General features: G+C 72.6%; 18 protein-coding genes. 6 read left to right on the forward strand and 12 right to left on the reverse strand.

Annotated features, from left to right (window positions below; translation table 11 throughout):
- From ACGFI7_RS15025 to ACGFI7_RS15040, 4 genes are all read left to right on the forward strand, one after another.
- On the forward strand, positions 1-468 hold the full coding sequence (locus ACGFI7_RS15025) for a (2Fe-2S)-binding protein (protein WP_393404174.1): 468 nt from the start codon (positions 1-3) through the stop codon (positions 466-468).
- Positions 465-2,813 (forward strand): aerobic carbon-monoxide dehydrogenase large subunit, encoded by a 2,349-nt coding sequence (locus ACGFI7_RS15030; protein WP_393404176.1) that lies wholly within the window; start codon positions 465-467, stop codon positions 2,811-2,813. The genes ACGFI7_RS15025 and ACGFI7_RS15030 overlap by 4 nt, the downstream gene beginning before the upstream one ends.
- Positions 2,810-3,586 carry an XdhC family protein gene (locus ACGFI7_RS15035; RefSeq protein ID WP_393404178.1) on the forward strand — a complete coding sequence of 259 codons (777 nt, stop codon included), beginning with the start codon at positions 2,810-2,812 and terminating at the stop codon, positions 3,584-3,586. Before ACGFI7_RS15030 ends, ACGFI7_RS15035 begins: the two co-directional genes overlap by 4 nt.
- Positions 3,587-3,714: 128 nt before the next feature.
- On the forward strand, positions 3,715-5,847 hold the full coding sequence (locus ACGFI7_RS15040; RefSeq protein WP_393404181.1) for a protein kinase: 2,133 nt from the start codon (positions 3,715-3,717) through the stop codon (positions 5,845-5,847).
- A 27-nt stretch (positions 5,848-5,874) separates the two neighbouring features.
- On the opposite strand, the gene ACGFI7_RS15045 is transcribed toward ACGFI7_RS15040, so the two are convergent.
- Genes ACGFI7_RS15045 through ACGFI7_RS15055 form a run of 3 tightly spaced genes read right to left on the reverse strand, consistent with a single transcriptional unit; the run spans position 5,875 to position 9,242 of the window.
- Positions 5,875-6,741, reverse strand: a complete 867-nt coding sequence (locus ACGFI7_RS15045; RefSeq protein ID WP_393404184.1) for a carbohydrate kinase family protein — start codon at positions 6,739-6,741, stop codon at positions 5,875-5,877.
- A gap of 9 nt (positions 6,742-6,750) precedes the next feature.
- The gene (locus ACGFI7_RS15050; protein ID WP_393404187.1) at positions 6,751-7,776 is read right to left on the reverse strand and encodes a LacI family DNA-binding transcriptional regulator; all 1,026 of its coding nucleotides are present in this window, start codon (positions 7,774-7,776) and stop codon (positions 6,751-6,753) included.
- Positions 7,773-9,242: an alpha-amylase family glycosyl hydrolase gene (locus ACGFI7_RS15055; protein WP_393404189.1), complete on the reverse strand. Its 1,470-nt coding sequence runs from the start codon at positions 9,240-9,242 to the stop codon at positions 7,773-7,775. Before ACGFI7_RS15055 ends, ACGFI7_RS15050 begins: the two co-directional genes overlap by 4 nt.
- A gap of 231 nt (positions 9,243-9,473) precedes the next feature.
- On the opposite strand from ACGFI7_RS15055, the gene ACGFI7_RS15060 reads away from it, so the two are divergent.
- A complete protein-coding gene (locus ACGFI7_RS15060; protein WP_393404192.1) occupies positions 9,474-10,757 on the forward strand; it encodes an ABC transporter ATP-binding protein in 1,284 nt (427 codons plus the stop codon).
- Between the two features lie 100 nt (positions 10,758-10,857).
- On the opposite strand, the gene ACGFI7_RS15065 is transcribed toward ACGFI7_RS15060, so the two are convergent.
- From ACGFI7_RS15065 to ACGFI7_RS15080, 4 genes are all read right to left on the reverse strand, one after another.
- The gene (locus ACGFI7_RS15065) at positions 10,858-12,072 is read right to left on the reverse strand and encodes a hypothetical protein (protein ID WP_393404194.1); all 1,215 of its coding nucleotides are present in this window, start codon (positions 12,070-12,072) and stop codon (positions 10,858-10,860) included.
- A 503-nt stretch (positions 12,073-12,575) separates the two neighbouring features.
- On the reverse strand, positions 12,576-13,790 hold the full coding sequence (locus ACGFI7_RS15070; RefSeq protein ID WP_393404195.1) for an acyltransferase family protein: 1,215 nt from the start codon (positions 13,788-13,790) through the stop codon (positions 12,576-12,578).
- A 209-nt stretch (positions 13,791-13,999) separates the two neighbouring features.
- Positions 14,000-15,040: a cation diffusion facilitator family transporter gene (locus ACGFI7_RS15075; protein WP_393404198.1), complete on the reverse strand. Its 1,041-nt coding sequence runs from the start codon at positions 15,038-15,040 to the stop codon at positions 14,000-14,002.
- 50 nt (positions 15,041-15,090) lie between these two features.
- A complete protein-coding gene (locus ACGFI7_RS15080) occupies positions 15,091-15,693 on the reverse strand; it encodes an amino acid-binding protein (RefSeq protein WP_393404200.1) in 603 nt (200 codons plus the stop codon).
- Positions 15,694-16,042: 349 nt separating this feature from the next.
- Between ACGFI7_RS15080 and ACGFI7_RS15085 the strand changes: the two genes are divergently transcribed.
- Positions 16,043-16,600, forward strand: a complete 558-nt coding sequence (locus tag ACGFI7_RS15085; protein ID WP_393404202.1) for a hypothetical protein — start codon at positions 16,043-16,045, stop codon at positions 16,598-16,600.
- Between the two features lie 5 nt (positions 16,601-16,605).
- Here ACGFI7_RS15085 and ACGFI7_RS15090 read toward each other — a convergent pair whose 3' ends face one another.
- The 5 genes from ACGFI7_RS15090 to ACGFI7_RS15110 are packed head-to-tail and all read right to left on the reverse strand — an operon-like array spanning position 16,606 to position 23,372.
- A complete protein-coding gene (locus ACGFI7_RS15090; protein WP_393404204.1) occupies positions 16,606-17,865 on the reverse strand; it encodes a right-handed parallel beta-helix repeat-containing protein in 1,260 nt (419 codons plus the stop codon).
- Between the two features lie 56 nt (positions 17,866-17,921).
- Complete coding sequence (locus ACGFI7_RS15095) at positions 17,922-19,700, reverse strand: glycoside hydrolase family 13 protein (protein WP_393404206.1); 1,779 nt, start codon at positions 19,698-19,700, stop codon at positions 17,922-17,924.
- A gap of 3 nt (positions 19,701-19,703) precedes the next feature.
- The gene (locus ACGFI7_RS15100) at positions 19,704-20,543 is read right to left on the reverse strand and encodes a sugar ABC transporter permease (protein WP_393404208.1); all 840 of its coding nucleotides are present in this window, start codon (positions 20,541-20,543) and stop codon (positions 19,704-19,706) included.
- Complete coding sequence (locus ACGFI7_RS15105) at positions 20,540-22,108, reverse strand: ABC transporter permease subunit (protein ID WP_393404210.1); 1,569 nt, start codon at positions 22,106-22,108, stop codon at positions 20,540-20,542. Before ACGFI7_RS15105 ends, ACGFI7_RS15100 begins: the two co-directional genes overlap by 4 nt.
- A 4-nt stretch (positions 22,109-22,112) precedes the next feature.
- Positions 22,113-23,372 carry an extracellular solute-binding protein gene (locus ACGFI7_RS15110; protein ID WP_393404213.1) on the reverse strand — a complete coding sequence of 420 codons (1,260 nt, stop codon included), beginning with the start codon at positions 23,370-23,372 and terminating at the stop codon, positions 22,113-22,115.
- Between the last annotated feature and the right edge of the window lie 51 nt (positions 23,373-23,423).

The following is a 23,423-nucleotide window of genomic DNA, read 5'->3' on the forward strand; positions in this document are numbered from 1 at the left end:
ATGCGGATCACGGTGACGGTGAACGGGCAGCCGTACGAGCGCGACGTGGAGCCGCGCCTGCTGCTGACCCACTTCCTGCGCGACGAGCTGAACCTGACGGGCACCCACTGGGGCTGCGACACCTCCAACTGCGGCGTGTGCACGGTCCAGCTCGACGGCGTGCCGGTCAAGTCGTGCACGGTGCTGGCGGTGATGGCCGACGGGCACGAGGTGACGACCGTCGAGGGGCTGGAGAAGGACGGCGAGCTGGACGCCGTGCAGAAGGGGTTCGTGGAGTGCCACGGGCTGCAGTGCGGGTTCTGCACGCCGGGCATGCTGCTGACGGCGCGGTGGCTGCTGGACAACAAGCCCGACCCGGACGAGGGCGAGATCCGCGAGGCGATCTCCGGCCAGCTCTGCCGGTGCACGGGTTACGAGAACATCGTCCGCTCGATCAGGTGGGCCGCGGAAGCGGAGGCGAAGTCATGAGTTTCGGACGGATGCACCGCAAGGAGGACGCCCGGTTCATCAGGGGACGGGGCAACTACGTCGACGACCTCAAGCTGCCCGGCATGCTGCACGGCGCGGTCCTGCGCAGCCCGTACGCGCACGCGCGGATCGTGTCCATCGACACCTCGGCGGCCGAGGCGCACCCGAAGGTCAAGGCCGTCATCACCGGCGCCACCCTCGGCGGGCTGAACCTGGCCTGGATGCCCACCCTGTCCAACGACGTGCAGGCGGTGCTCGCCACGGACAAGGTGCGCTTCCAGGGCCAGGAGGTCGCGTTCGTGGTGGCCGAGGACCGCTACGCGGCGCGCGACGCGCTGGAGCTCATCGAGGTCGAGTACGAGCCGCTGGACGCGGTCATCGACGCCAGGACCGCGCTCGCCGAGGGCGCCCCGGTGATCAGGGACGATCTGGAGGGCAAGGCCGACAACCACATCTTCGACTGGCAGGCGGGCGACCAGGCCAGGACGGACGAGCTGTTCGAGCAGGCCGAGGTGACGGTCGCGCAGGACATGATCTACCCGCGGGTGCACCCGGCGCCGCTGGAGACGTGCGGCGCGGTCGCCGACTTCGACAAGGTGACCGGGAAGCTGACCGTGTGGTGCGGCACGCAGGCGCCGCACGCCCACCGGACGCTGTACGCGATGGTGGCCGGCCTGCCGGAGCACAAGATCCGGGTGATCTCGCCCGACATCGGCGGCGGGTTCGGCGGCAAGGTCGGCATCTACCCCGGGTACGTGTGCGCGATCGTCGGCTCGATCGTCACCGGCCGCCCGGTCAAGTGGATGGAGGACCGCTCGGAGAACCTGATGAGCACCTCCTTCGCCCGCGACTACCACATGCACGGCGAGATCGCCGCCGACCGCGACGGCCGGATCACCGCGATCCGGGTGAAGGTGCTGGCCGACCACGGCGCGTTCAACGGCACGGCGCAGCCGACGAAGTTCCCCGCCGGGTTCTTCCACGTCTTCACCGGCTCGTACGACATCGAGGCCGCGCACTGCGAGGTCACCGGCGTCTACACGAACAAGGCGCCCGGCGGCGTCGCCTACGCCTGCTCGTTCCGCGTCACCGAGGCCGTCTACCTGGTGGAGCGGCTGGTGGACGTGCTCGCCGCCGAGCTGGGCGTGGACCCGGCCGAGCTGCGCATGCGCAACCTGCTCAAACCCGACCAGTTCCCCTACACCTCCCCCACCGGCTGGGAGTACGACTCCGGCGACTACCCCAAGGCGCTGCGGCTGGCGCTGGACATGGCCGGCTACGACAAGCTCCGCGCCGAGCAGGCCGACAAGCGGGCCAGGGGCGAGCTGATGGGCATCGGGATCAGCTTCTTCACCGAGGCGGTGGGCGCCGGGCCGCGCAAGCACATGGACATCCTCGGCCTCGGCATGGCCGACGGCGCCGAACTGCGCGTGCACCCGACGGGCAAGGCGGTGCTGCGGGTGTCGTGCCAGTCGCAGGGCCAGGGGCACGAGACCACGTTCGCCCAGATCGTCGGGCAGGAGCTGGGCATCCCGGCCGACGACGTGGAGGTGGTGCACGGCGACACCGACCAGACGCCGTTCGGGCTCGGCACGTACGGGTCGCGCTCGACGCCGGTGTCGGGCGCGGCGACGGCGGTGGTGGCCAGGAAGGTGCGCGACCGGGCCAAGCTGGTGGCCGCGGCCATGCTGGAGGCCAGCCCGGACGACCTGGAGTGGCAGGAGGGCAAGTGGTCGGTGGTCGGCGACCCGTCGACGGGCAAGTCGCTCGCCGAGATCGCGCTGGCCGCGCACTCCAACCTGGAGCTGCCCGAGGGCGTCGAGGGCCACCTGGACGCGGTGACCGTCTACAACCCGCCGAACCTGACCTACCCGTTCGGCGCGTACGTCTGCGTGGTCGACGTCGACCCCGGCACCGGGCAGGTCAAGGTGCGCCGGTTCGTGGCGGTGGACGACTGCGGGGTGCGCATCAACCCGATGATCGTCGAGGGGCAGGTGCACGGCGGCCTGGCCGACGGCGTGGGCATGGCGCTCATGCAGGTGATGGCGTTCGACGAGGACGGCAACCACCTGGGCGCGTCCTTCATGGACTACCTGCTGCCGACGTCCATGGAGTGCCCGTCGTGGGAACTGGGCGAGACGGTCAGCCCGTCGCCGTTCCACCCGATCGGGGCCAAGGGCGTCGGCGAGTCGGCCACCGTCGGCTCCCCCGCCGCCGTGGTCAACGCCGTGGTGGACGCGCTCGCGCCGTACGGGATCCGGCACGCGGACATGCCGCTGACCCCGGCGAACGTGTGGCGGACCATCGACGGGCGGCCGTTCAGGACGGACCTGGCGATCTCATGAGCGAGTTCCTCGGCATGCCGGCGCCCCGCCCCCGTGACCGTACGGGCGGGGCGCCCGCCGCGCCGCGTGACGTGCGGGAGCGGGCCGCCCAGCTGCGGTCGGGGCGGGAGCCGTACGTGCTGGCCACGGTCGTGCGCGCGCAGCGGCCGACCAGCGCGAAGGCGGGCGACCGGGCGCTGGTGCTGGCCGACGGGACCGTCGAGGGCTTCGTCGGCGGGCACTGCGCGCTCGACACGGTACGGGCCCAGGGGCTCAAGCTGCTCCAGCCGCGGCGGGCCGGGCAGACGACGCTGCTGCGCATCACGCCCGAGGAGGGCGAGCCGCGCGAGGAGGAGGGGCTGGTCGCCGTCGGCCAGCCCTGCCTGTCGGGCGGCACGCTGGAGATCTTCCTGGAGGCGGTGCTCCCGCCGGTGCTGGTCCACGTGTACGGGGAGAGCCCGATCGCCAGGGCGTTCGCCGAGGTCGGACGGGCCCTGGGTCACCAGGTGGAGCCGTCGGCCGACCCGTGGGCCGCGATCGCCGCCGACACCGCCGCGGTGCTGGTCGCCTCGCACGGGGTGTCGGAGGAGCCGGTGCTGCGGGCGGCGCTGGCGGCCGGCGTCCCGTACGTCGGGCTCATCGCCAGCCGCAGGCGGGGAGCCGGTGTGCTGGCCGCGGTGGACGGCGGCGAACGGGTGCGGGTGCCGGCCGGGCTGGACATCGGCGCGCGGACGCCGGGAGAGGTGGCCGTATCGGTCTACGCGGAGATCATCCAGCTCGGGGTGCGCCCCTAGCGAAGGCTCTCGCCGCGCCAGCGGGCAGGCCCTTACTCCGTTAGAGTCTGGGATGCAGAAAGGCATGCCGGGCGGAGGAAACGGTCGGTTTGAGTCCACGGGACGACGACGGCGAGAGGACAGCGACGTTGGGGCAGCAGGGTCGCTCCGCTGGCACTCCGCTGACGCCAGAGGATCCGCCCACCATCGGGCCGTACGAGCTGCTCAGCAGGCTCGGTTCCGGTGGCATGGGCACCGTCTATCTGGCCAAGGGGCCGGACGGCGCGATGGTGGCGCTCAAGGCGATCCGCCGTGACTTCACCGCCGATCCCGTCTACCGGGCGCGCTTCCACGAAGAGGTGTCCAACGCGCGCAAGGTCGCGTCCTTCTGCACCGCCCGGGTGCTCGACCACGGCGAGCACGACGGCGTCCTCTACCTCGTCACCGAGTACATCGACGGCGTCTCGCTGGAGGACCACCTCATCGAGCACGGCCGGCTGTCGCCGTCGATGCTCCACGCGGCGGCCGTCGGCGTGGCCGCCGCGCTGACCGCCATCCACGCGGCCGGGCTGGTCCACCGCGACCTCAAGCCGGCCAACGTGATGCTGACGCTGGCCGGGCCCCGGGTGATCGACTTCGGGCTGGCCAGGTCCACGCACGGCGACTCGCGCCACACGAACGCCGGCATGGTCATGGGCACACCCGGGTGGATCGCTCCCGAGCAGGTCTTCCAGGGGCGCACCAGCCCGGCGGGCGACGTGTTCGCCTGGGGGTCGCTGATCGCGTACGCGGGGCTGGGCGGGCATCCGTTCGGCGAGGGCGACGCCTACGTGATGGCGGCCCGGGCCCGCACCGCCCCGCCCGACCTGCGCGGGCTGCCCGCGCCGCTCGACCGGCTGGTGGCCGCGGCCATCCACCCCGACCCGGCGCGCCGGCCGACGGCCAAGCAGCTGCTGCTGGAGCTGGTGAGCGCCACCGACGAGCCGGCGGCCCAGCTCGCGGCCACCCGCCATCTCACGGACTCGTGGAACCCCGCCGAGTTCCCGCCGCTGGCGCACCGTCCCGGCCCGCATCCCGGCCAGGGCCGCTCCGCCCATCGCGGCCCGCAGGCCCCTCAGGGCGGCCCGCCGCCCGCCGACACCTCCGGCCGCTTCCCCATGCCGGGTCCCTCCCGTACGGGCGCGCCACGAGGGGCCGAGCCCGGTCCCCCGCCCGCCGACCCGTCCTTCCAGGGCCACGCCCCCGCCGGCCCCGCCGCCGCCCCGCCCCAGGCCCCGCCGGCCGAGATCTCCGGCAACGTGCCCCGGCCCGGCCCCCACGGGGCGCCGCCCGCCGAGACGTCCGGCAACGTGCCCAGGCCGGGGCCGCACGGGGTCCCTCCTGCCGACGCGTCCGGCAACGTGCCCTACGGGGTCCCCCTGGCCGAGACCTCCGGCAACGTGCCCAGGCCAGGGCCGCACGGGATGCCACCCGCCGAGACGTCCGGCAACCGGCCCGGCCCGCACGGGGTGCCGCCTGCAGAGACGTCCGGCAACGTGCCCAGGCCAGGGCCGCACGGGATGCCACCCGCCGAGACGTCCGGCAACGTGCCGAGGCCCGGTCAGGCAGGGCCGCGTCAGGCGCCGCCGGCCGACGGGCGGGGCGGCTTCCGGGGGCCGCGGCGGGCCGCGCCCGTGCCGCCCGCCGAGACGTCCGGGCGCTTCCCGAGGCCGGGGCGCGGACAGCCTCAGCTCCATCCGCACCAGACGACCGGGCAGGGCCCGCTGCCCGGCCGCGGCCCGATGCCGCCGGGCACCCGCCCGGCCAAGCCGCGCCGCAACCTGCTCACCGGCTGCCTGGCCGCCCTGGTGATCACGCTGGTGCTGCTCGCGCTGCTGGTCGCCGCGCTGTTGTGGACGTCCCGCGGCCCGGCCGTGGGCGAGTCCGGCGGCCCGGTCCACGACGGCAAGCTCAGCTTCACCGTCAGCGCCACCAAGTGCGCCAAGCCGGCCGCGGCCAAGGAGTCACGCACCTGCCGGGTCGCGCTCAAGGTCGGCAACATCGGCCAGGAGGCCCGCGTCCTCTACCCCGCCCAGCAGCACCTGGTCGACGACGACGACACCGCGCACGGCGCGACGAAGCTCCTCGACAAGGCGGGCAAGGAGATCACCCCGATCTCCATCGGCCCCGGCGACTCGTTCACCGGCACGCTGCTGTTCGAGCTCCCCCGCGACGCCGAGCCTGCCGAGCTCGAACTGCACGACTCGGCCCTGAGCGCGGGCGTCCGCCTGGTGCTCGACTGAGCCCCGCCCGCCCGCACGCCGCCCGGGTCAGGCGCGGCTGAGGAGCGTCTCCTCGGTGATCGGCGACTCGTGGGTGCCCGGCACCGTGCAGGCGTGCGCCCCGGCCACCGCCCCGAGGGCGACGCACCGTTCCAGCGGCAGGCCCTTGAGCGTGCCGTACAGGAAGCCGGAGACGAAGGCGTCGCCCGCGCCGTTGCTGTCGGCGACCGGCGCGGGCAGCGGGGCGGCGGGGAAGGCGCGCACGCCGCCGCCCCGGGTCAGGACGAGGCAGCCGTCGGCGCCGCGGGTGCAGACGACGGTGCGGGCGCGGCCGCGGGCCAGGATGCCGCGCATCACCGCCTCCGGGTCGTCCAGCGCGGCTGCGGACAGGAACACCAGGTCGGAGCGGTACGCGAAGTCGGCGTGGAAGTCGTGCACCCCGTCCCAGTCGTGCAGGTCCGTGGAGACGGGCACGCCGTGGAGGTCGTCGAAGACGTCGCGGCAGATGTCGGAGAGCGACACGTGCACGTGCCGGGCGCGGACGCCGGCGTAGAGGTCGCGGGGCAGGCGCTCGCCGGGGGTGGCCCTGGCGTCGAAGAACGAGGTGCGGCGGCCGTCGGGGGCGACGAGCAGCACGCTGCGCCGGGTCCCTCCGGCGGCGGCGCCCCACGCGCAGCTGAGGTGCCGGAGCGCGTCCCGGACGATCGCGCCCTGCGGATCGTCGCCGATCAGGTCGGCGAAGGCGACGTCCAGCCCGAGGGCGGCGCAGCCCAGGCTGACCCCGGACCCGGTGTTGCCGATGCGGTCCCGGACCGGCGGCACCGGGTAGGTGTCGCGGTAGGGCAGCGGCAGCCCCGGCACGTACACCGTGGTGTCGACCCCGGCCCCGCCCAGCACCAGCACGTCACAGGCCATGCCGCGGGATCACCGGTTGACCAGCGGGCCGGAGCCGGTGGAGCCGCGGACCACCAGCTCGGGCTGGAAGATCAGCTCGACGTGCTTGGCGGGCGTGCCGCCGACCTCTTCCAGGAGCGTCTGCACGGCGGCGGTGGCCATCGGCCCGATCGGCTTGCGCACGGTCGTCAGCGGCGGGTCGGTGAAGGCGATGAGCGGCGAGTCGTCGAAGCCGACCACCGACACCTCGCCCGGCACGGCGAGCCCGCGCTGGCGGCAGGCGCGGATCGCGCCCAGGGCCATCAGGTCGCTGGCGCAGACGATGCCGGTGCAGCCGCGGTCGAGCAGCTGGGAGGCGGCGGCCTGGCCGCCCTCGACGGAGAACAGCGAGTGGGTGATGAGGTCGTCGACGTCGTCGGCGCCGAGCAGCCTGCTCATGGCCTGCCGGTAGCCCTCGATCTTGCGGATGACGGGCACGAACCGGCGCGGCCCGAGCGCCAGCCCGATGCGCTCGTGGCCGAGGTCGGCCAGGTGCTGCACGGCCAGGCGGGTGGCCATGCGGTCGTCGGCGGAGATGAACGGGGCGTCGATGTGCTCGTTGTAGCCGTCGACCAGCACGATCGGCAGGCCCCGGTCGACGAGCCGGTTGTAGCGGTCCATCCGGGCGGTGGTGTCGGCGTGCAGGCCGGACACGAACACGATGCCGCTCACCCCGCGGTCGACGAGCTGCTCGGTGAACTCGTCCTCGGGGGCGCCGCCGGGCAGCTGGGTGCAGAGCACGGGCGTGTAGCCGTGCTGTGTCAGCGCCTTCTCGATGGCCTGCGCGAACGCGGGGAAGATCGGGTTGTCCAGCTCGGGGGTGACCAGCCCGATGAGGCCGTTGCTCCGCTGGCGCAGCCGGGGCGGCCGCTCGTAGCCCATCAGGTCGAGCGCGGTCATCACCGCCTGACGGGTGGTCGCGGAGACGCCCGGCTTGCCGTTGAGCACGCGGCTGACCGTGGCCTCGCTCACCCCGGCCTGGGCGGCGATGTCGGCAAGGCGGGCGGATCCATTCATGCCGGATACTTTACTTTCCACCAGGCCGTCGAATCGGGCGAGCCGGGCACGTCCGAGGCCAGCAGCAGGTCACCGGCGACGCCGAAGTCGACGGGCTCCCCCGTCAGGTTGACGGTGCACAGCAGGTCGCCGCGGGACAGCACGAGTGTCCCTGCCGGGGAGTCGTGCCAGGTCAGGTCGCCGCCGAAGGCGCGGCGCAGCCGGAGCGCCTCCCGGTAGAGCTCCAGGGTGGAGCCGGGCACGCCCTGCTGGGCCTCCACGCTGAGCTCGGCCCAGGCGGCGGGGATGGGCAGCCACGGGTCGCGCCAGCCCAGGTCGCGGGTCCAGGGCAGGGGCACCCGGCAGCCGTCGCGGCCGCTGTCGGGGTCGCGCAGCCGCTGCGGGTCGCACAGCACCTCATCGGGCAGGTCGAGCACCTCGGGCAGGCCCAGCTCGTCGCCCTGGTAGATGTAGGCGGAGCCGGGCAGCGCCAGCATGAGCAGGGCGGCGGCGCGGGCCCTGGCCAGGCTGCCGTAGCGGGTCACGTGCCGCTTGACGTCGTGGTTCGACAGCACCCAGGTGGTGGGCGCGCCGACCGAGCCGGCGGTGGCCAGCGAGCTGTCGATCGCGTCGCGGAGTGCCTCCGCCTCCCAGGGGGCGAACAGGTAGTGGAAGTTGAACGCCTGGTGGAGCTCGTCGGGCCGGACGTAGAGTGCCAGCCGTTCGGGGGTGGGCGCCCAGGCCTCGGCCACGCCGATCCGCTCCCCCGGGTACGAGTCGAGGATGCGCCGCCACGACCGGTGGATCTCGTGCACGCCGTCGTTGTCGAAGTAGGGCACGACGTCGTTGCCGATGAGCCGGGTCTGCCCGGAGTGGCCGATGTCGGGCAGGCCGGCCGGCTTGACCATGCCGTGCGCGACGTCGATCCGGAAGCCGTCGACGCCCAGGTCGAGCCAGAAGCGCAGGATCGACTCGAACTCGGCCCGCACCTCGGGGTGCTCCCAGTTGAGGTCGGGCTGGGCGGGGTCGAACAGGTGGAGGTACCACTGCCCGTCGGCGGTCCGGGTCCAGGCCGGGCCGCCGAAGATGGACTCCCAGTCGTTGGGCCGGTCGCGGAAGATGTAGCGGTCGCGGTTGACGCCGCGCAGGGCCTCCTGGAACCAGGGGTGCTGGTCGGAGGTGTGGTTGGGCACGATGTCGACGATCACCCGCAGGCCGAGCCCGTGGGCCTCGTCGATCAGCGCCTTGGCGTCGCCGAGCGTGCCGAACAGCGGGTCGACGTCGCGGTAGTCGGCGACGTCGTAGCCGAAATCGGCCATCGGCGACGGGTAGAACGGTGTCAGCCAGATGGCGTCCACGCCCAGCGCGGCGATGTAGGGCAGGCGATCGCGTACGCCTATCAGGTCGCCGATCCCGTCGCCGTCGCCGTCGGCGAAGCTGCGCACGTACACCTGGTAGATCGCGGCGTCGCGCCACCACGTTGCCATAGGTCACCCCCGGGAAGTCTCGACCATTGAAAGGCCTTACCGCAAGCTTGCGCAAGTCCTTCCACGTGTCACATTCCGGAAATAACGGTGTACGGCCCCCCAAAACCCCTGACCGAAATGGCGGCGGGCGAGAAGTTTTATGTCAAGGGTGGACATGTGGTGTTAAGGCGCGATGTACTACCTCTTCAATCCGTCCCCGTCACTGGTGACACGCGCGCAAGGTGTGGGCCCATGAGCTCAGTCGTTCTCGACGAAGTGACCAAGGTGTATCCAGGTGACTACCTGGCGGTCGACAAGCTGAGTCTTAAGGCCGAGGACGGCGAGTTCCTCGTCCTCCTTGGCCCTTCCGGCTGCGGCAAGTCCACCCTGCTTCGCATGATCGCCGGACTCGAGGACATCACCGAGGGCGAGCTCTGGCTCGACGGCGAACTCGCCAACCACGTGGCCCCGCGCGACCGCGACGTGGCGATGGTGTTCCAGAGCGGCGCCCTCTACCCGCACCGGACCGTACGCGGGAACATCGCCTTCCCGCTGGAGATCGCCAAGGCGGACCCGCAGCTGGTGCGCGACCGCGTCACCGAGCTGTCGAAGGCCCTGCACATCGACGAGACCCTGGACCGCCGGCCCGGCACGCTCTCCGGCGGCCAGCGTCAGCGGGTGGCCATGGGCCGCGCCATCGTCCGCCAGCCGAAGCTGTTCCTCATGGACGAGCCGCTGTCCAACCTGGACGCCGGCATGCGCACCGAGCTGCGGATGGAGATCTCCGCGCTGGTCCGGTCGCTGGGCATCACCACCATCTACGTGACGCACGACCAGGTGGAGGCGCTCACCCTGGCCGACAGGATCGCCATCCTGAACCGCGGCGTCCTGCAGGACGTCGGCACTCCGGCCCAGATTTACAACGATCCAGCAACCGCCTTCGTCGCCGCGTTCCTCAACTCGCAGCAGCTCAACCTGCTCTCGGCCAACGTGCACACGCCGCAGAACCAGTACGTCATGCTGGACTTCGGCCCGCACCGGCTCTCCATCCCCTGGAGCGATCCGCGCGCGTACGCGATCTCGCAGCACACCGGCGGGCAGGTGCTGGTCGGCATGCGCCCGGACGGGCTGGCCCCGGTGCCGGAGTCGTACGACGGGCCGGCCTTCTTCGGCCGGGTGCGCACGCTGGAGTATCACGGCCACGAGTGGCTGGCCTACATCGAGTGCGGCGTGCCCGCCGTGCCGGTGCCCGAGCCGCCGGACCCGCGCCAGGGGCGCAACGGCCACCACGCCGCGCCGGGCGGGATCGGCGCGTTGGTGCGCCGCATGTTCCCGCAGCGCGAGGAGCCGCAGCAGGACCAGGAGCAGGTCGGCCAGAACGTCGGCAACGGCGTGCACCGCCGCGCCGACCTGACGGTCCGCCTCGGCAACCGCCCGGTGTGGCGTACGGGCGACGCGGCGAAGGTGGGCATCGACATGAGCAGGCTGATGATCTTCACCCCGGACGGCGCCCGCATCGACAAACCCCGCCGCTAGACCCGGCCCGCGGGATCCTCACGGGGCACGCGAAGGGGACACGGTCGATCACGGGTCTTTCCACGAGCGCGTGACGGCGGCGCCACCGGCCACGGAGCTCTCACCGGACGCGTGACGGCGGCGCGACCGACCAGCGGGGGCCGTCGGGGGTGTCTTCCACCAGCACGCCGCCCTCCAGCAACGCCTCGCGCAGCGCGTCGGCCACCGCGTAGCCGCCCTGGGCGCGCAGCTCGCCGCGGAGCGCCAGCAGCGGGCCGATGACGGTGTGCACGCCCGCCGTCGCCGCCTGCTCGCCGAGCCGGGCGATCAGCAGCCGCATCAGCTCTCTGGCCTGCTCGACCCCGCCCGCGTCTTCCTCGGTGTCGGCCGCCCAGGACACGATCTCGGCCTCCAGCTCCAGCACCACGCGGGCCGCCGCCGCCAGGTCGGGGGCGGCCACCGCCTCGGCGAAGGCGCGCTCGCTGGCGTGGATGGTCTCCTCCAGCGTCACCCCGGCCTGCGGCGCCGCCGCGGGCGTGGACGACATCGGGGCTCCGCCCGCCCCGGCGCCGCCCTCGGCCAGGTGGCGCAGCTCGGCGAGCCCGGTGCGGGTGCCCGCGGGCAGCACCGTGGCCGAGCCGGGCAGCCGGACCGTGACGCCGCCGCGGCCCGCCACCTCGACGGCCTCGGTCACCAGGTCGATCACGAGCGCGGTGTGCTCGTCGACGCCGAGCACGGCGGTGCCCGGCGGCAGCTCGCGCTCCATCCGCGACAGCCGCCGCTCCCCCAGGTAGCAGTAGCGCGTGTCGTGGGTGCCGCCCTCGGCGTTGTCGAAGTGGGGGATCAGCACGGCCCGCAGCCCGAGCGGCTCCAGCAGGTCGATGCCCTCGCGCCAGTGGGGCTCGGCGCCGACCTTGTAGATCTCGTACACCGGGACCGTCGCCAGGCCCGCGGTGCAGGCGGCGGCGGAGGCGAGCACGGTCACCCCGGACCGCGCCCGCACCCGGGCGCGCAGGTCGCCGGAGACGCCGGAGCGGGCCCAGCGGTCGAGCGCGTAGGTGGGGCTGCCCGGCCCGGAGAACACCCAGTCGGCGCCCGCGACGCGCGCCTCCGCGTCGGGCGCCACGTCGACGTCCAGGCCGACGCTGCGGGCGAAGTAACGGCGGGCGCGCGCGGAGATGTCGGCCGCGTTCTCCTGGAAGGCGTACGGCGTGTCGAGCAGCACGGCCCGCGCCCCCGGCCGCAGCCTGCGGGCGGCGGCGCGATGCACCTCCACCATGGTGGGGCTGGTCTCCCCCGACCCCATCAGCACGAGCAGTCCGGGCGCTTCGGGCATGGCCCCTCCCCCTTCTTCCGTTCCGCTCTCGACTACAGCCACGCGCGGCCCGCTCTTCAAGCGAAGCGACACTCATGCGGGAGGCACGTTGTTGCGCACTATGTGCAGTAAGCTGCCTGCGATGACGGGAAGACACGTGGTCCGGGTCGAGACGCTCATGCTACGGGCGGAGGCCGACAGTTCGTGGGCCTACCGGCGCGCCGAGGCGCTCCCGGAGCCGGGCGAGAGCCCGGACGAGGCCGCGCGCCGCGCCTGCGGCATCTCGGCCGACGACCCGCTCACCGTCGTCCACTCCACGAGCTGGCGCCACCTGCCGGGCGGCGAGCTCGTGCTCACCTACGCCGTCTGCCCCGATCCCGAGCCGTGGCTGCCCGCCGTCGCGTTGCCCTGGCTGGAGCCCGCCCGGGGCGCCGCCCCCGCCCGGCCCTCGCCGGAGCGGGTGGAGGTGGCCCACGTGGCCTCCCACGCGATCCGCCACCTGGCGTTCCTGCTGGCGGAGGACCCTATCGTCCGGCGGACGTTGCTTCGGCATCCAGGGCTTGCCCCGGCGCTGGAGACCTGGGCCGCGAACGCGCGATCCGCCGCCCCAGCTCCTGCATGGGCCGCTCCACGAAGCGGTACGTGAGCGCGCTCACCGCCACCACCAGCGTCACCACCAGCGCCGTCATGACCAGCTGGTACGGCAGCGGCTCGGCGCGCAGGTCACCGGAGACGCGGGTGAAGTACTTCAGCAGCGGATGGTGCACCAGATAGAGCGAGTAGCTGACGAGCCCGAGCCAGACGAGCACCCGGGGCACCCGCCGCCCGCGCAGCGCCATGCCCGCCGCGAAGGTGGCCGCCGTGAGCGCGATCGTGGAGATCCACACGCTCGGCTGCACCCACCACCAACCGGCGGTGATCGCCCAGAACGGCACACACGCCACCACCGCCAGCGTGGCCGCCACCGGCCACAGCCGGCCCTCGCCCCGCTCCCACCGGTAGAGCGCGGTGCCGGCGAACATCAGCGCCAGGATCGCCACGCCCACCCACGGCACCCGGCTGCCCAGCACCAGCAGCGCCAGCGCCATGACGCCCAGCACGATCGCCGCCGTCCGGCGGAACCGCCCGGTGATCAGGCAGACGAGCCCGCCGGCGAACACCGCGCACGACACGTAAGCGACCCAGCCGCCGCCGAGCGCGGACCGGCTCATCAGCACCCCGGTCGCCACCGCCCCGGCCGCGAACACCAGCGCCAGCAGCCCGCTGCGCTCGTGCAGCCGCCCCAGGAACAGCGCGGTCACCAGCAGATAGAAGACCATCTCGTACGAGAGCGTCCACATGGTGTCGGCGACCCCGGCCACGCCCACGACGTCGAGCAGCATGGTGGCGTGCCCGGCGACGGCGGCCCAGTCGCGTGAGACGGCCGGGCGGATCGGCGACCACCAGTGCAGCGCCAGCGCCAGCGCGCCGACGGCGAGGAAGAGCGGGTAGAGGCGGAACACCCGGCTGAGCCAGAACGCGCGCACGTCGCCGTGCCGCTCCAGCGACGCCGGGATGATGTAGCCGCTGACCAGGAAGAACACGAAGATCCCGTACACCCCGAGACTGAACCAGGTCGGGCGCGCGGAGGGAAGGAACCACGGGATCGTGTGCTCGGCCACCACGGCCATCGCCCCGATGCCACGCAGCGCGTCGAGCCACGCCAGGCGCGGCTGGGCGGGAGCGGACGCAACAGACACCCGCCCAAACCTACCCCGACCGGACGGGGTAATGCCCAGTGATCAAGATTAAGCCCGGGGCCCGCCCCGGCATCCGCCGTGTCTGACCTGCGGCTCCGTTCAGGCGCGAAGTCGATCAGCGGTGCAACGTTCAGCGATCAGGCCGGCCCCGCCGCGTGGGCGGTGACAGGCGGTGGGGAAGGAAGCGCGGCGGGCCGCCGTGACCCTGGTCAGCGGTGGGTGGAGAGGGTGGCGTGGTGGTCGGTGTCGGAAGGACCGTCGGGGTCGGTGTGGACGGTGGCGGCGCGCAGCCGGGGCAGCGCGTGCATCAGGCGGTGCTCGGCCTCCACCGCCACTTCGTGCGCCGCCACCACCGTCAGATGGTGCGGCACGCAGATCTCCACCTCGGCGTGGAGCGCGTGGCCGATCCAGCGCATCCGCACCGAGCCGACCCGAGCCACGCCCGGGACCTCGCGCAGGATCTGCTCGGCCCGGTCGATGAGGCCGGGGTCGACGGCGTCCATGAGCCGGTGGTAGATCTCCCTGGCCGCGTCGCGCAGCACGAACAGGATCGCCACCGTGATGATCAACCCCACGATCGGGTCGGCGATCGGGTAGCCGAGCGCCGCCCCGCCCGCCCCGAGGAGCACGGCGAGCGAGGTGAAGCCGTCGGTCCTGGCGTGCAGGCCGTCGGCGACCAGGGCGGCGGAGCCGATCTCACGCCCGACCTTGATCCGGTAGCGGGCCACCCACTCGTTGCCCAGGAACCCGACCACGCCGGCGGCCGCGACGGCTCCCACCGCCCGGATGTCACGCGGGTCCAGCAGCCGCTCGACGGCCTCGTACCCGGCCACGGCGGCGGAGGCCGCGATGAGCAGCACGATGACGATGCCGGCCAGGTCCTCGGCGCGGCCGTAGCCGTAGGTGAAACGCCGGGTGGCGGCCCGCCGGCCCACGGAGAAGGCGATGGCCAGCGGCACGGCGGTCAGGGCGTCGGCCAGGTTGTGCAGCGTGTCGCCGAGCAGCGCCACCGACCCCGACAGCACCACGATGACCGCCTGCACCGCGGCGGTGGCCATGAGCACCGCGAACGAGATCGCCAGCACCCGCATGCCCCGGCTGCTGCTCTCCAGGGCGGCGTCGACCTTGTCGCCGCTGTCGTGGCTGTGCGGGGCCAGCAGGTGGCGAAGCCTGGACCGCCGTCGGGACCCGTGCCCGTGCCCGTGACCGTGACCGTGATGACCGTGATCGTGTTCAGGCTCGCCCGACATGACGCTCCTCGCGACCGACCGATCACCCCAGCATAGGCAACCGGCCCTGGTCAGGAACGGGCGGCCAGGGCGGAGACGACGTCCACGATGCGCACGGCGCGTTCCAGTTCCGCGCGGTGGAAGCCGGGCCCCTCCGCGCGGGCGACGAGCAGGTGCAGCTTGTGCGCCGTCACCGGCAGCAGCATGAGACGGACCTTCTCGCCGTCCAGCGTGGCGGCGCGCGGCGGCGGCTCGGGCAGGTCGACGAGGACGGGCGCGGCGACGGAGCTGTGCAGGACGGCGCCGTCGGCGTAGGCGATGGACCATTCCGCGCCGCACAGCCCGGGCAGCGCGTCCACCAGCGTGGCCAGGCCGCGCGACGGCTCGGCGGCGACGTGCATGAGCAGGTCGTAGTCGGGGGCGGAGCCGGGGACCTCGCGGGTCGGCCAGACGCCCTCCACGCGCACTCCCGGGACGGCGGAGAACCGGTCCCGCACCTCGTCGTGGCTCGCCGCGCCGGGCCACGACACGACGAAGTCGTCGACCGCCCGGCCCATCTCGCGTTCGAGCACCGTGACCTGGAGGATGTCAGCGCCCAGCATGCCCAGCACCTTGGCGACCTGACCGAGCCCTCCCGGCCGGTCCGCCAGCGACACCCTCAGTCGCAGCAGCATTGCCCCTCCCTTTCCCGAGGCCTTCACAGTGCCGTGGGAAGGTTTCCGGCATGTTCCACGGATATGTCACGCATGCTGCGCTTAATCCCAGCATGCAGCTTTCTATCCGGTTACACCGCCATGGGCAGGGCAAGGCTGCCTGCGCTTTCCCTCAAACCGGCAGGCGCGCTCCGGCGGCCTCCCGACCCCGGCCGACACGTCGGACGGAATGCGCCCGGATCGACACCACCGACGCCTCTCGAATAGGTAATCATTGATCTCATCGGCCACGAGGGTGGCCGGAGAACGTCGCAGAGAGCGCGGTGCGGTGAGGCGCAGCAGAGGATGGCCCGGATGGCTCCATGTCGGCGTGCTGGAGCACAGGCTGACACGGATGTGGGAGCCGGGGACTCTCCCTCCGCCGGAGTCGCTCGTGGCCGTCATGACGCTCGCGGCGGTGCCGAGGGCGCTGGGCGCCCGCCTGGCCGACCATCTCGACGGCGGCCTGGTGGTGGGCCCCGGGTCCGTGCCCGACCTGCCCGCCTTCGAGAAGCTGCGCGCCATCCCGCTGCCGCAGCAGGAGGGCACGTGGGAGCGTAGCGCGGGCGTCTACGACCCGGTCCTGCGCCGCATCGCGGTGGGCAGCGTGCCCTCGCCGTCGGTGAACGTCTGCGGCCACGAGCTGGGCCACGCCATCGACCACTCCGACGGCCGGCCGTCGGCCGACCGCTGGTGGACGTTCCTGCACGCGCTGCGCCGGCCGCGGCTGGAGTCGCCGTACCGGCAGGACGCGTCGGAGCTGTTCGCGGAGAGCTTCGCCTGCGTGCTGACCCGCCGCACGGGCCGGCTGATCACCCTGCTGGGCGGCGACGAGCCCGCCGCCCGCCAGGTGTACGGCTGGATGTCGAACCGCTACGGCATCGGCTGATCGCGTTACTGGTAGGCGCCCGCGTGGCGGGTGGAGGAGGGCAGCGGCTTGCCGGTGAAGTCCTTGGCCAGCGCGGCGCCGCCGAACCAGGAGGCGCCCAGCCGGACCGCGCGGCCGCGGGCCGGCGAGGAGGACGCCAGGCGCAGGTCGGAGCGCGAGACGAAGCGCGGGTCGGTCATGACGGACCGGGGGCCGAGCTTGAACTGGGCCTTGCTCGCCCGGTAGACGCTGGCCGCCTCGTCGGCTCCCTTGCCGTCCTCGTAGCCGGCCGTGCCGCCCACCACGATGACGTTGTTGCGCAGCTTGAGGATCGACGGGGAGCAGCCGTCGTGGCAGGACCAGCCGATGGTGTGGCGGGCCGGCATGTAGACGGAGTTGTGCACCGCCGTGGTGCCCTTGACCGGGCCGACGACGTGGCCGGGGCCACGGGTGACCAGGAAGGAGCCGGTCTTCAGCGTGGAGGTGACGACGTTGAAGGCGTACAGGTTGCCGGTGGCGGTGTCGCCCTTCTTGGCGCCCAGCTCGCTGAAGGTGTTGTTGTTGTGGCTGCGGTTGTGCGTGATCCGGTTGCGGTTGCCGCTGAAGACCTCGATGGCGGCGCCGTCGACGCCGTAGTCGTGGCTCTTGGCGTGGCTGCCGGTGATGGTGTTGCCGGTGACGAGGTTGTCGTCGCCGTTGATCAGGATGCCGAAGGCGCCGGAGTCGTTGTCGCCGCCCTCGTCGTTGACGCTCATCCGGTTGTTGTCGGCGAACGTGCTGTTCTTGATCGTGTTGCGCGCTCCGCTGGGGGTGATGGTGACGCCGGCCACGTTGCGGTCGGCCCGCACCCCGGACAGCACGTTGGCGTCGCCCCTGATCTCGAACCCGGCCCACTGGCAGTTGGAGGCGCGCAGCCCGCTGATGCGCCAGTGGTTGCCGCTGACGACGACGCAGTTGGAGTCCCGGCCGCTGATCTTGGGCTGGGCGCCCTTGCCGTAGGTCTTGACGGTGATGGGCGAGCGGGCGGTGCCCTTGGCGCTGAGCGTGAGCGGGCCGGTGAAGCTGCTGCCGCGCTTGACGGCGACGGTGTCGCCGGGCTTGAGGTCGGCGGCGTTGACCACGTCGAGGGACCGCCACGCCCGGTCAGGGCTGGTGCCGTCGGCCGCGTCGTCTCCCGCCTTGGAGTCCACGTAGTAGATGGTGCCGGCGGACACGGCCGTCGCCTGGGCCGGGAGCGGCAGGGTGGACAGGAGCGGGGCCAGGACGGCCGCGGACAGTAACCTCATCGGGCACACCACTAACTCGTTGAACGTTCGACCGGGGGTGACCCACCGTAGCGTGATCAGGTGGCGAGCCGCCACACGGACAGCGACGGTCCGTCACCTGTGAGCGCATGCGCACCACCGTGGACGGGTTCGGCCCCGGCAGGCAGGGGAAGCGGGGCTCCGGGGGCGCGCCGGGCGCACACGAGCAGTGTCTCCTCGTACGTCTCGCGGGCGAAGACGAGGCAGTCGGGGTCGGCGTGCAGCCAGCGCAGCCCGCCGTGGCGCAGCGCGGGCTCGCGGCGGCGCAGGCCGAGCAGGTCGCGGTAGCCGGCGAGGGTGGCCATGTCCTGGTCGGCGGGCCGGTTCCAGGGCATCGGGGTGCGGGAGTGCTCGCCGTTGACGCCGGTGAGGCCGAACTCGCTGCCGGCGAAGACCATCGGCGTGCCGGGCAGGGTCGCCTGCAGGCCGAGCGCGACGAGGTGGCGCTCGCGCGAGCCGGTGACGGTGCGGATCCGCGGCGTGTCGTGCGAGTCCAGCAGCTGCCAGGAGTGCACGCGCGAGCGCCACGACACGTGGGAGGCGAAGGACCGCAGCGTGGCGAGGGTGGCGTGGCCGTCGCGGCGGGGCACGCCACCCGGCACGCCGAGGAAGTGGTCCAGGTCCACGGTGTCGCCGCGTAGCCAGGCCCAGACGGGCCGGGTGAACCCGGCGTAGTCCATGGTGCCGTGCCAGCCGTCGCGGTCCAGGTCGGCCGAGGCGTCGTGGTTGTGCTCGGCGACGAACGCGGCGCCGGGCGGCAGGGCCCGGCGCAGCAGGGCCGCCGCCTCGTGGGCGTGGTCGTCGGCGCCGGACCTGCCGGTCATGTTGGCCACGTCCACCCGCCAGCCGTCGAACGGGCCGGTCCAGCGGGCGAGCACCTCGGGCAGGCGGGCGCGGACGAGCGGGCTGCCCCAGTTGAGCTTGGGCAGCGTCTTGTACCCCCACCAGGACTCGTAGTCGCCGGTGTCGGGGTCGAAGTAGTACATGTCCCGTTCGGGGGCGTGGACGTCGGAGACGGCGGCGGTGAACCACTCGTGGGTGTCGCCGGTGTGGTTGGCGGTGATGTCGCCGAGCAGCCGCATGCCGCGGCCGTGCAGGGCGTCCGCCAGCCGGCGCAGCGCGTAGTCGCCGCCGAGCAGCGGGTCGACGTGGTCGAAGGAGGCGGCGTCGTAGCGGTGGTTGGAGCGGGCGGGGAAGACCGGGGTCAGGTAGACGGTGTCGGCGCCGAGGCCCTGGACGTGGTCGAGGTGGCGCACGACGCCGTCCAGGTCGCCGCCGTAGAACTGCCGGGAGGCGCCGGGCCCGCTGGGGATGACGGGGTCGCGGTCCCAGTCGCGGGGCAGCGCCCATTCCGGCGGGTCCGGCATCGGGCCCGAGCGGGCGAACCGGTCGGGGAAGATCTGGTAGACGATCGAGTCCGCCATCCAGGCCGGCGGCGGGTCGTGGCAGACCAGGCGGAAGTCGCCGGAGTCGGGCACGTCGTGCCCGAACAGGCCGGCGGCGGTGAGCCACGCCTGCCCGCCCGCCGTCTCCAGCAGGAAGCGGTAGCGGGTGACCGGGTTGACCGGGATGATCTCGGCCCGCCACCAGTCGTCGTCCGCCCAGTACCCGCCGACGGGGCGGCCGGTCCTGGCCGGGTCGGGCGCGGCGCGGGCGTAGCGCGGCTCGCCGTCGTGGACGGCGCGCACGTGCGCGGCGGTGACGCCGGCCGCGCGCGGGGCGCGCAGCCAGAGCGTCACCGGCGCGCCGGGCTCGGGCGCACGGGTGGAGACGTACAACGCGGAGCCGTCGTGATGCGGCTGGTCCAGCAGGCGCACGGGCTACCCCTTCACGGCCCCGGAGGTGAGGCCGGAGACGATGTACTTCTGCAGCCAGAGGAAGACGCTGACGGTCGGGATCGCGGTGAGCAGCGTGGCGGCGGCGAACATGCCGAAGTTCTCGTTGCGCCGGTCGCCGGCGATCATCCCGTACATGCCCACGGCGAGCGTCTTGCTCTCCGGGTCGCGCAGGAACACGTTGGCCATGAGGAACTCGCTCATCGTGGTGATGAACGCCAGCAGCGCGGTGACCGCGAGAATGGGCGTCACCAGCGGCATGATGACCTTCCAGAAGATCTGTGCGTGCGTGGCCCCGTCCACCGTGGCCGCCTCGTCCAGCTCCTTCGGCACGGTGTCCAGGAAGCCCTTCATCAGCCAGGTGTTCACGCCCAGCGCGCCGCCCAGGTAGAGCAGCATCAGCCCCCACACGGTGTCGAAGCCGAACGCCGGGTACAGCTCGGTCACCCTGGTGAAGATGATGAAGATCGTCACGATGGCGAGGAACTGCGGGAACATCTGGATGAGCAGCAGCGCCAGCAGCCCGGCCCGGCGCCCGGCGAAGCGCATCCGGCTGAAGGCGTAGGCGGCGAACATCGACAGCAGCAGGCTGGCGAACGACGCCAGCAGCGCGATGAACACCGAGTTGAAGAACCACCGGCCGAACGGGTAGACGTCCGAGGTCAGCAGGTCGCCGAAGTTGGCCGCGCTGGCGCCGGTGGGCAGCAGCTCGGTGGAGGCGAGGGTGCCCAGCGGGTTGAACGCCGCGGAGACGACGAACAGGATCGGGAAGATCGCGAACGCGCACACGGCGAGCACGAACGCGTGCCTGAGTGCGAGCTTCACGCGTACACCTCCTCCTGCTTACGGGTGCGGCGGAAGGCCACGGCCGAGACGATCGCCACGATGGCGAAGATGAACACCGAGATGGCGGCCGCGAACCCGAACTGCGCCCCACCGGTGCCGAAGGCCAGCCTGAACGTGTAGGTGATGAGCAGGTCGGTCGCCCCCACCTGCGGGTTCTCCGCCGGGAACGGCCCGCCTTCGGTGGTGAGCTGGATGGCGTTGAAGTTGTTGAAGTTGAACGCGAACGAGGAGATGAGCAGCGGCGTCAGCGCCACCAGCAGCAGCGGCAGCGTGACCCGGCGGAACGCCTTCCACGGGGTGGCCCCGTCGATGGCGGCGGCCTCGGTCAGCTCGCGCGGGATGGCCTGCAGCGCCCCGGTCGTGACCAGGAACATGTACGGGAAGCCGAGCCAGAGGTTGACCAGGATGACCGAGAGCCGGGCGGTGACCGGCTCGCCGAACCAGTCGACGTTCAGTCCGAGCATCTGGTTGACCAGCCCGAAGTCGCGGTTGAACATGTCGCGCCAGACCAGCAGCATCGCGAACGACGGCATCGCGTACGGCAGGATGACGGCGATCCGGTAGGCCTTGGTGCCGCGCATGCGCGGATGGTGCAGGGCAAGCGCGACGGCCATGCCGAGGGCGAACGTGCCCGCGACGGAGGCGAGGGCGAAGACCGCGTTCCAGCCGAAGACGCCGACGAAATAGCCGGAGATGGTGGGGTTGGTCAGAACCTTGGCGAAGTTGTCGAAGCCGACGCCGACCTGCCAGCCCTGGGCCAGATGCGCACCGGAGGCGTCGACGAAGTAGCCCTGCGACTCGTCGGCCCGCCACGGCCCGCCCTCGCCGCGCACGCAGTCGCAGCCGGCGTCGTAGACGAGCGCCGCCTTGCCCTCCACGGCGCGGCTGAGCCCGTTGGCCTTGATGGCCCCGCCGGGCGTGGGCACGGTGAGCGCGGCGATCTCGTCGCCGCGGGCGGCGGCCTGGGGCGCGGTCAGCACGGTGACGCCGGGCGCGCGCAGCACCCGGCCGCTCACCCCGACCTCGGCGCCGGGCAGCGGCGTGAGCCCGTCCGCGGCGCCGAGCCGGACCTGCTTGGTGGCCGGGTCGACGAGCAGGAACACCAGCTCGCCGCCGCGCACCGCGGTGGTGAGCTGGTACTCGGGCGAGCCGGGAGCCTGCCGTACGGAGCCGCGCTCGATGGCGGTGATCGCCGCCGCCTTGTCGCCGCGATGCCCGTCGCCGAAGTTGGTGAAGGCGGTGCTGACCGTGTAGAGCACCGGGAACACCTGGAAGGCGATGAGGAAGACGGTGCCGGGGATCAGATACTTCGCCGGGATGAACCGCCGGGTCAGGTAGAGGTATCCGATGACGGCGGTGGCCCCGAGCAGCACGCCCAGCCCGATCCAGGACCCGGTGGCGAGCAGCGGCGGCGCGGCGTAGAGCAGGATCGCGGCGGCGACGGCGAGCACCGCGATCCTGCTCACCACGAAGGCGGTGGTGATGTTGCGGCGGGGCCGCGGAGGCTGCGACGTCTCCGCGGTCTCGCGCACGTCGAGCGCCATGGGGTCAGTTCTTGAGCGAGCTGTCGATGGCCTTCTGCGCGGCCGCGGCCGCCTTGCCCGGGTCGCCGCCCTTGACCGCCGCGGCCTCGGCGATGCCGAACGGCTCCCACACGGCCTGCATCTCGGGGATGGCGGGCATCGGCATGCCTTCCTTGCCGGCGTCCATGAACTTGCCGGCGTCGGCGTCGTTCACCTTGACCTCCTCGAGCGCGGTGGTCAGCGCCGGGGGCCGGGGGTCGGCGTCGTACAGCGCCTTGGCGACGTCCTTGTTGGTCACGTAGTTGGTGACGAACTCCTGGGCGAGCGTCTTGTTCTGGCCCTTGGCGGCGACGAAGAACGACTGGACGCCGACGAACGGGGTGGCCGGCTCGCCGCCCTCGAACGTCGGGACGGGCGTGATGTCGTAGCCGAAGCCGCCCTTCTTGACGTCGCCCATCGCCCACGGGCCGGAGATCAGATAGGCGCACTTCTTGGCCACGAAGCTGGGGATGTAGTTCTCGTTCGTGATCGAGGTCTTGAGCGCGCCGTCGCCCTTCTCCCCCAGGTCGCGCAGCTTGCCGAAGGCCTTGACCGAGCCCTCGGAGCCGACCAGCACCTGCTTGGGGTCGGGGTCGCCGGACGGGGTGGCGCCGAACAGCTTGCCGCCGCCGGCGGCGAACAGCGGGTAGACGTGGAAGGCGTCGCCCTTCTGGGCCACGGGCAGGCAGAGGATCTCCTGGACCTTGCCGTCGTCCTTGAGCTTCTTGCCGGTGGCCACCATCTCCTCGATGCTGGCGGGGGCGTCGGGGGCCAGGTCGGTGTTGCGGATCAGCGCGATGTTCTCGACCGCGTACGGGGCGCCGTAGATCTGGCCGTCGAAGGTGACCGCCTTGATCGCGATGTCGGAGAACGCCGCCTTCTGCTCCTCGGTCAGGTTGACCGGCTCGATGGCGCCGTTCTGCACCAGGTTGCCGATCCAGTCGTGCGCGCCGACCATGACGTCGGGGCCGCTGCCCTGCTGGGAGGCGGTCAGGAAGGTCTGCTGGTTGTCCTTGCTGATCTCCTTCACCTCGACGGTCACGCCGTTCTCGGTGCCGAACTGATCGGCGAAGGGCTTGAGCGCCTTGACCCGGTTGGGGTCGGCCCAGATGACGAGCTTGCCCGAGGCGGGAGCGGCGGAGGCGGACCCGCTCGGGGCCGCGGAGGGGGTTGCGGGGTCGGAGCCGCCGCAGGCGGTGAGAGCCAGCGTCGCGAGAGCGGCCACACCCAGAGCTCGCCTGCTCATGAGACCTCCCGAAAGATCGGTTTTCGACCGCTATACGCGGCTTTGTTTCCG

Origin of the sequence: Nonomuraea sp. NPDC048826 (assembly GCF_043198225.1) — a bacterium.
In the GTDB taxonomy this organism is placed as follows: domain Bacteria; phylum Actinomycetota; class Actinomycetes; order Streptosporangiales; family Streptosporangiaceae; genus Nonomuraea.

Bases quoted from the DNA above. Each gene is read 5' to 3' on its own strand.
- ACGFI7_RS15075 (WP_393404198.1), bottom strand. From the start codon at position 15,040: ATGTCGGGCGAGCCTGAACACGATCACGGTCATCACGGTCACGGTCAC.
- ACGFI7_RS15025 (WP_393404174.1), top strand. From the start codon at position 1: ATGCGGATCACGGTGACGGTGAACGGGCAGCCGTACGAGCGCGACGTG.
- ACGFI7_RS15035 (WP_393404178.1), top strand. From the start codon at position 2,810: ATGAGCGAGTTCCTCGGCATGCCGGCGCCCCGCCCCCGTGACCGTACG.
- ACGFI7_RS15050 (WP_393404187.1), bottom strand. From the start codon at position 7,776: ATGAATGGATCCGCCCGCCTTGCCGACATCGCCGCCCAGGCCGGGGTG.
- ACGFI7_RS15065 (WP_393404194.1), bottom strand. From the start codon at position 12,072: ATGCCCGAAGCGCCCGGACTGCTCGTGCTGATGGGGTCGGGGGAGACC.
- ACGFI7_RS15055 (WP_393404189.1), bottom strand. From the start codon at position 9,242: ATGGCAACGTGGTGGCGCGACGCCGCGATCTACCAGGTGTACGTGCGC.
- ACGFI7_RS15110 (WP_393404213.1), bottom strand. From the start codon at position 23,372: ATGAGCAGGCGAGCTCTGGGTGTGGCCGCTCTCGCGACGCTGGCTCTC.
- ACGFI7_RS15030 (WP_393404176.1), top strand. From the start codon at position 465: ATGAGTTTCGGACGGATGCACCGCAAGGAGGACGCCCGGTTCATCAGG.
- ACGFI7_RS15105 (WP_393404210.1), bottom strand. From the start codon at position 22,108: ATGGCGCTCGACGTGCGCGAGACCGCGGAGACGTCGCAGCCTCCGCGG.
- ACGFI7_RS15045 (WP_393404184.1), bottom strand. From the start codon at position 6,741: ATGGCCTGTGACGTGCTGGTGCTGGGCGGGGCCGGGGTCGACACCACG.
- ACGFI7_RS15090 (WP_393404204.1), bottom strand. From the start codon at position 17,865: ATGAGGTTACTGTCCGCGGCCGTCCTGGCCCCGCTCCTGTCCACCCTG.
- ACGFI7_RS15060 (WP_393404192.1), top strand. From the start codon at position 9,474: ATGAGCTCAGTCGTTCTCGACGAAGTGACCAAGGTGTATCCAGGTGAC.
- ACGFI7_RS15080 (WP_393404200.1), bottom strand. From the start codon at position 15,693: ATGCTGCTGCGACTGAGGGTGTCGCTGGCGGACCGGCCGGGAGGGCTC.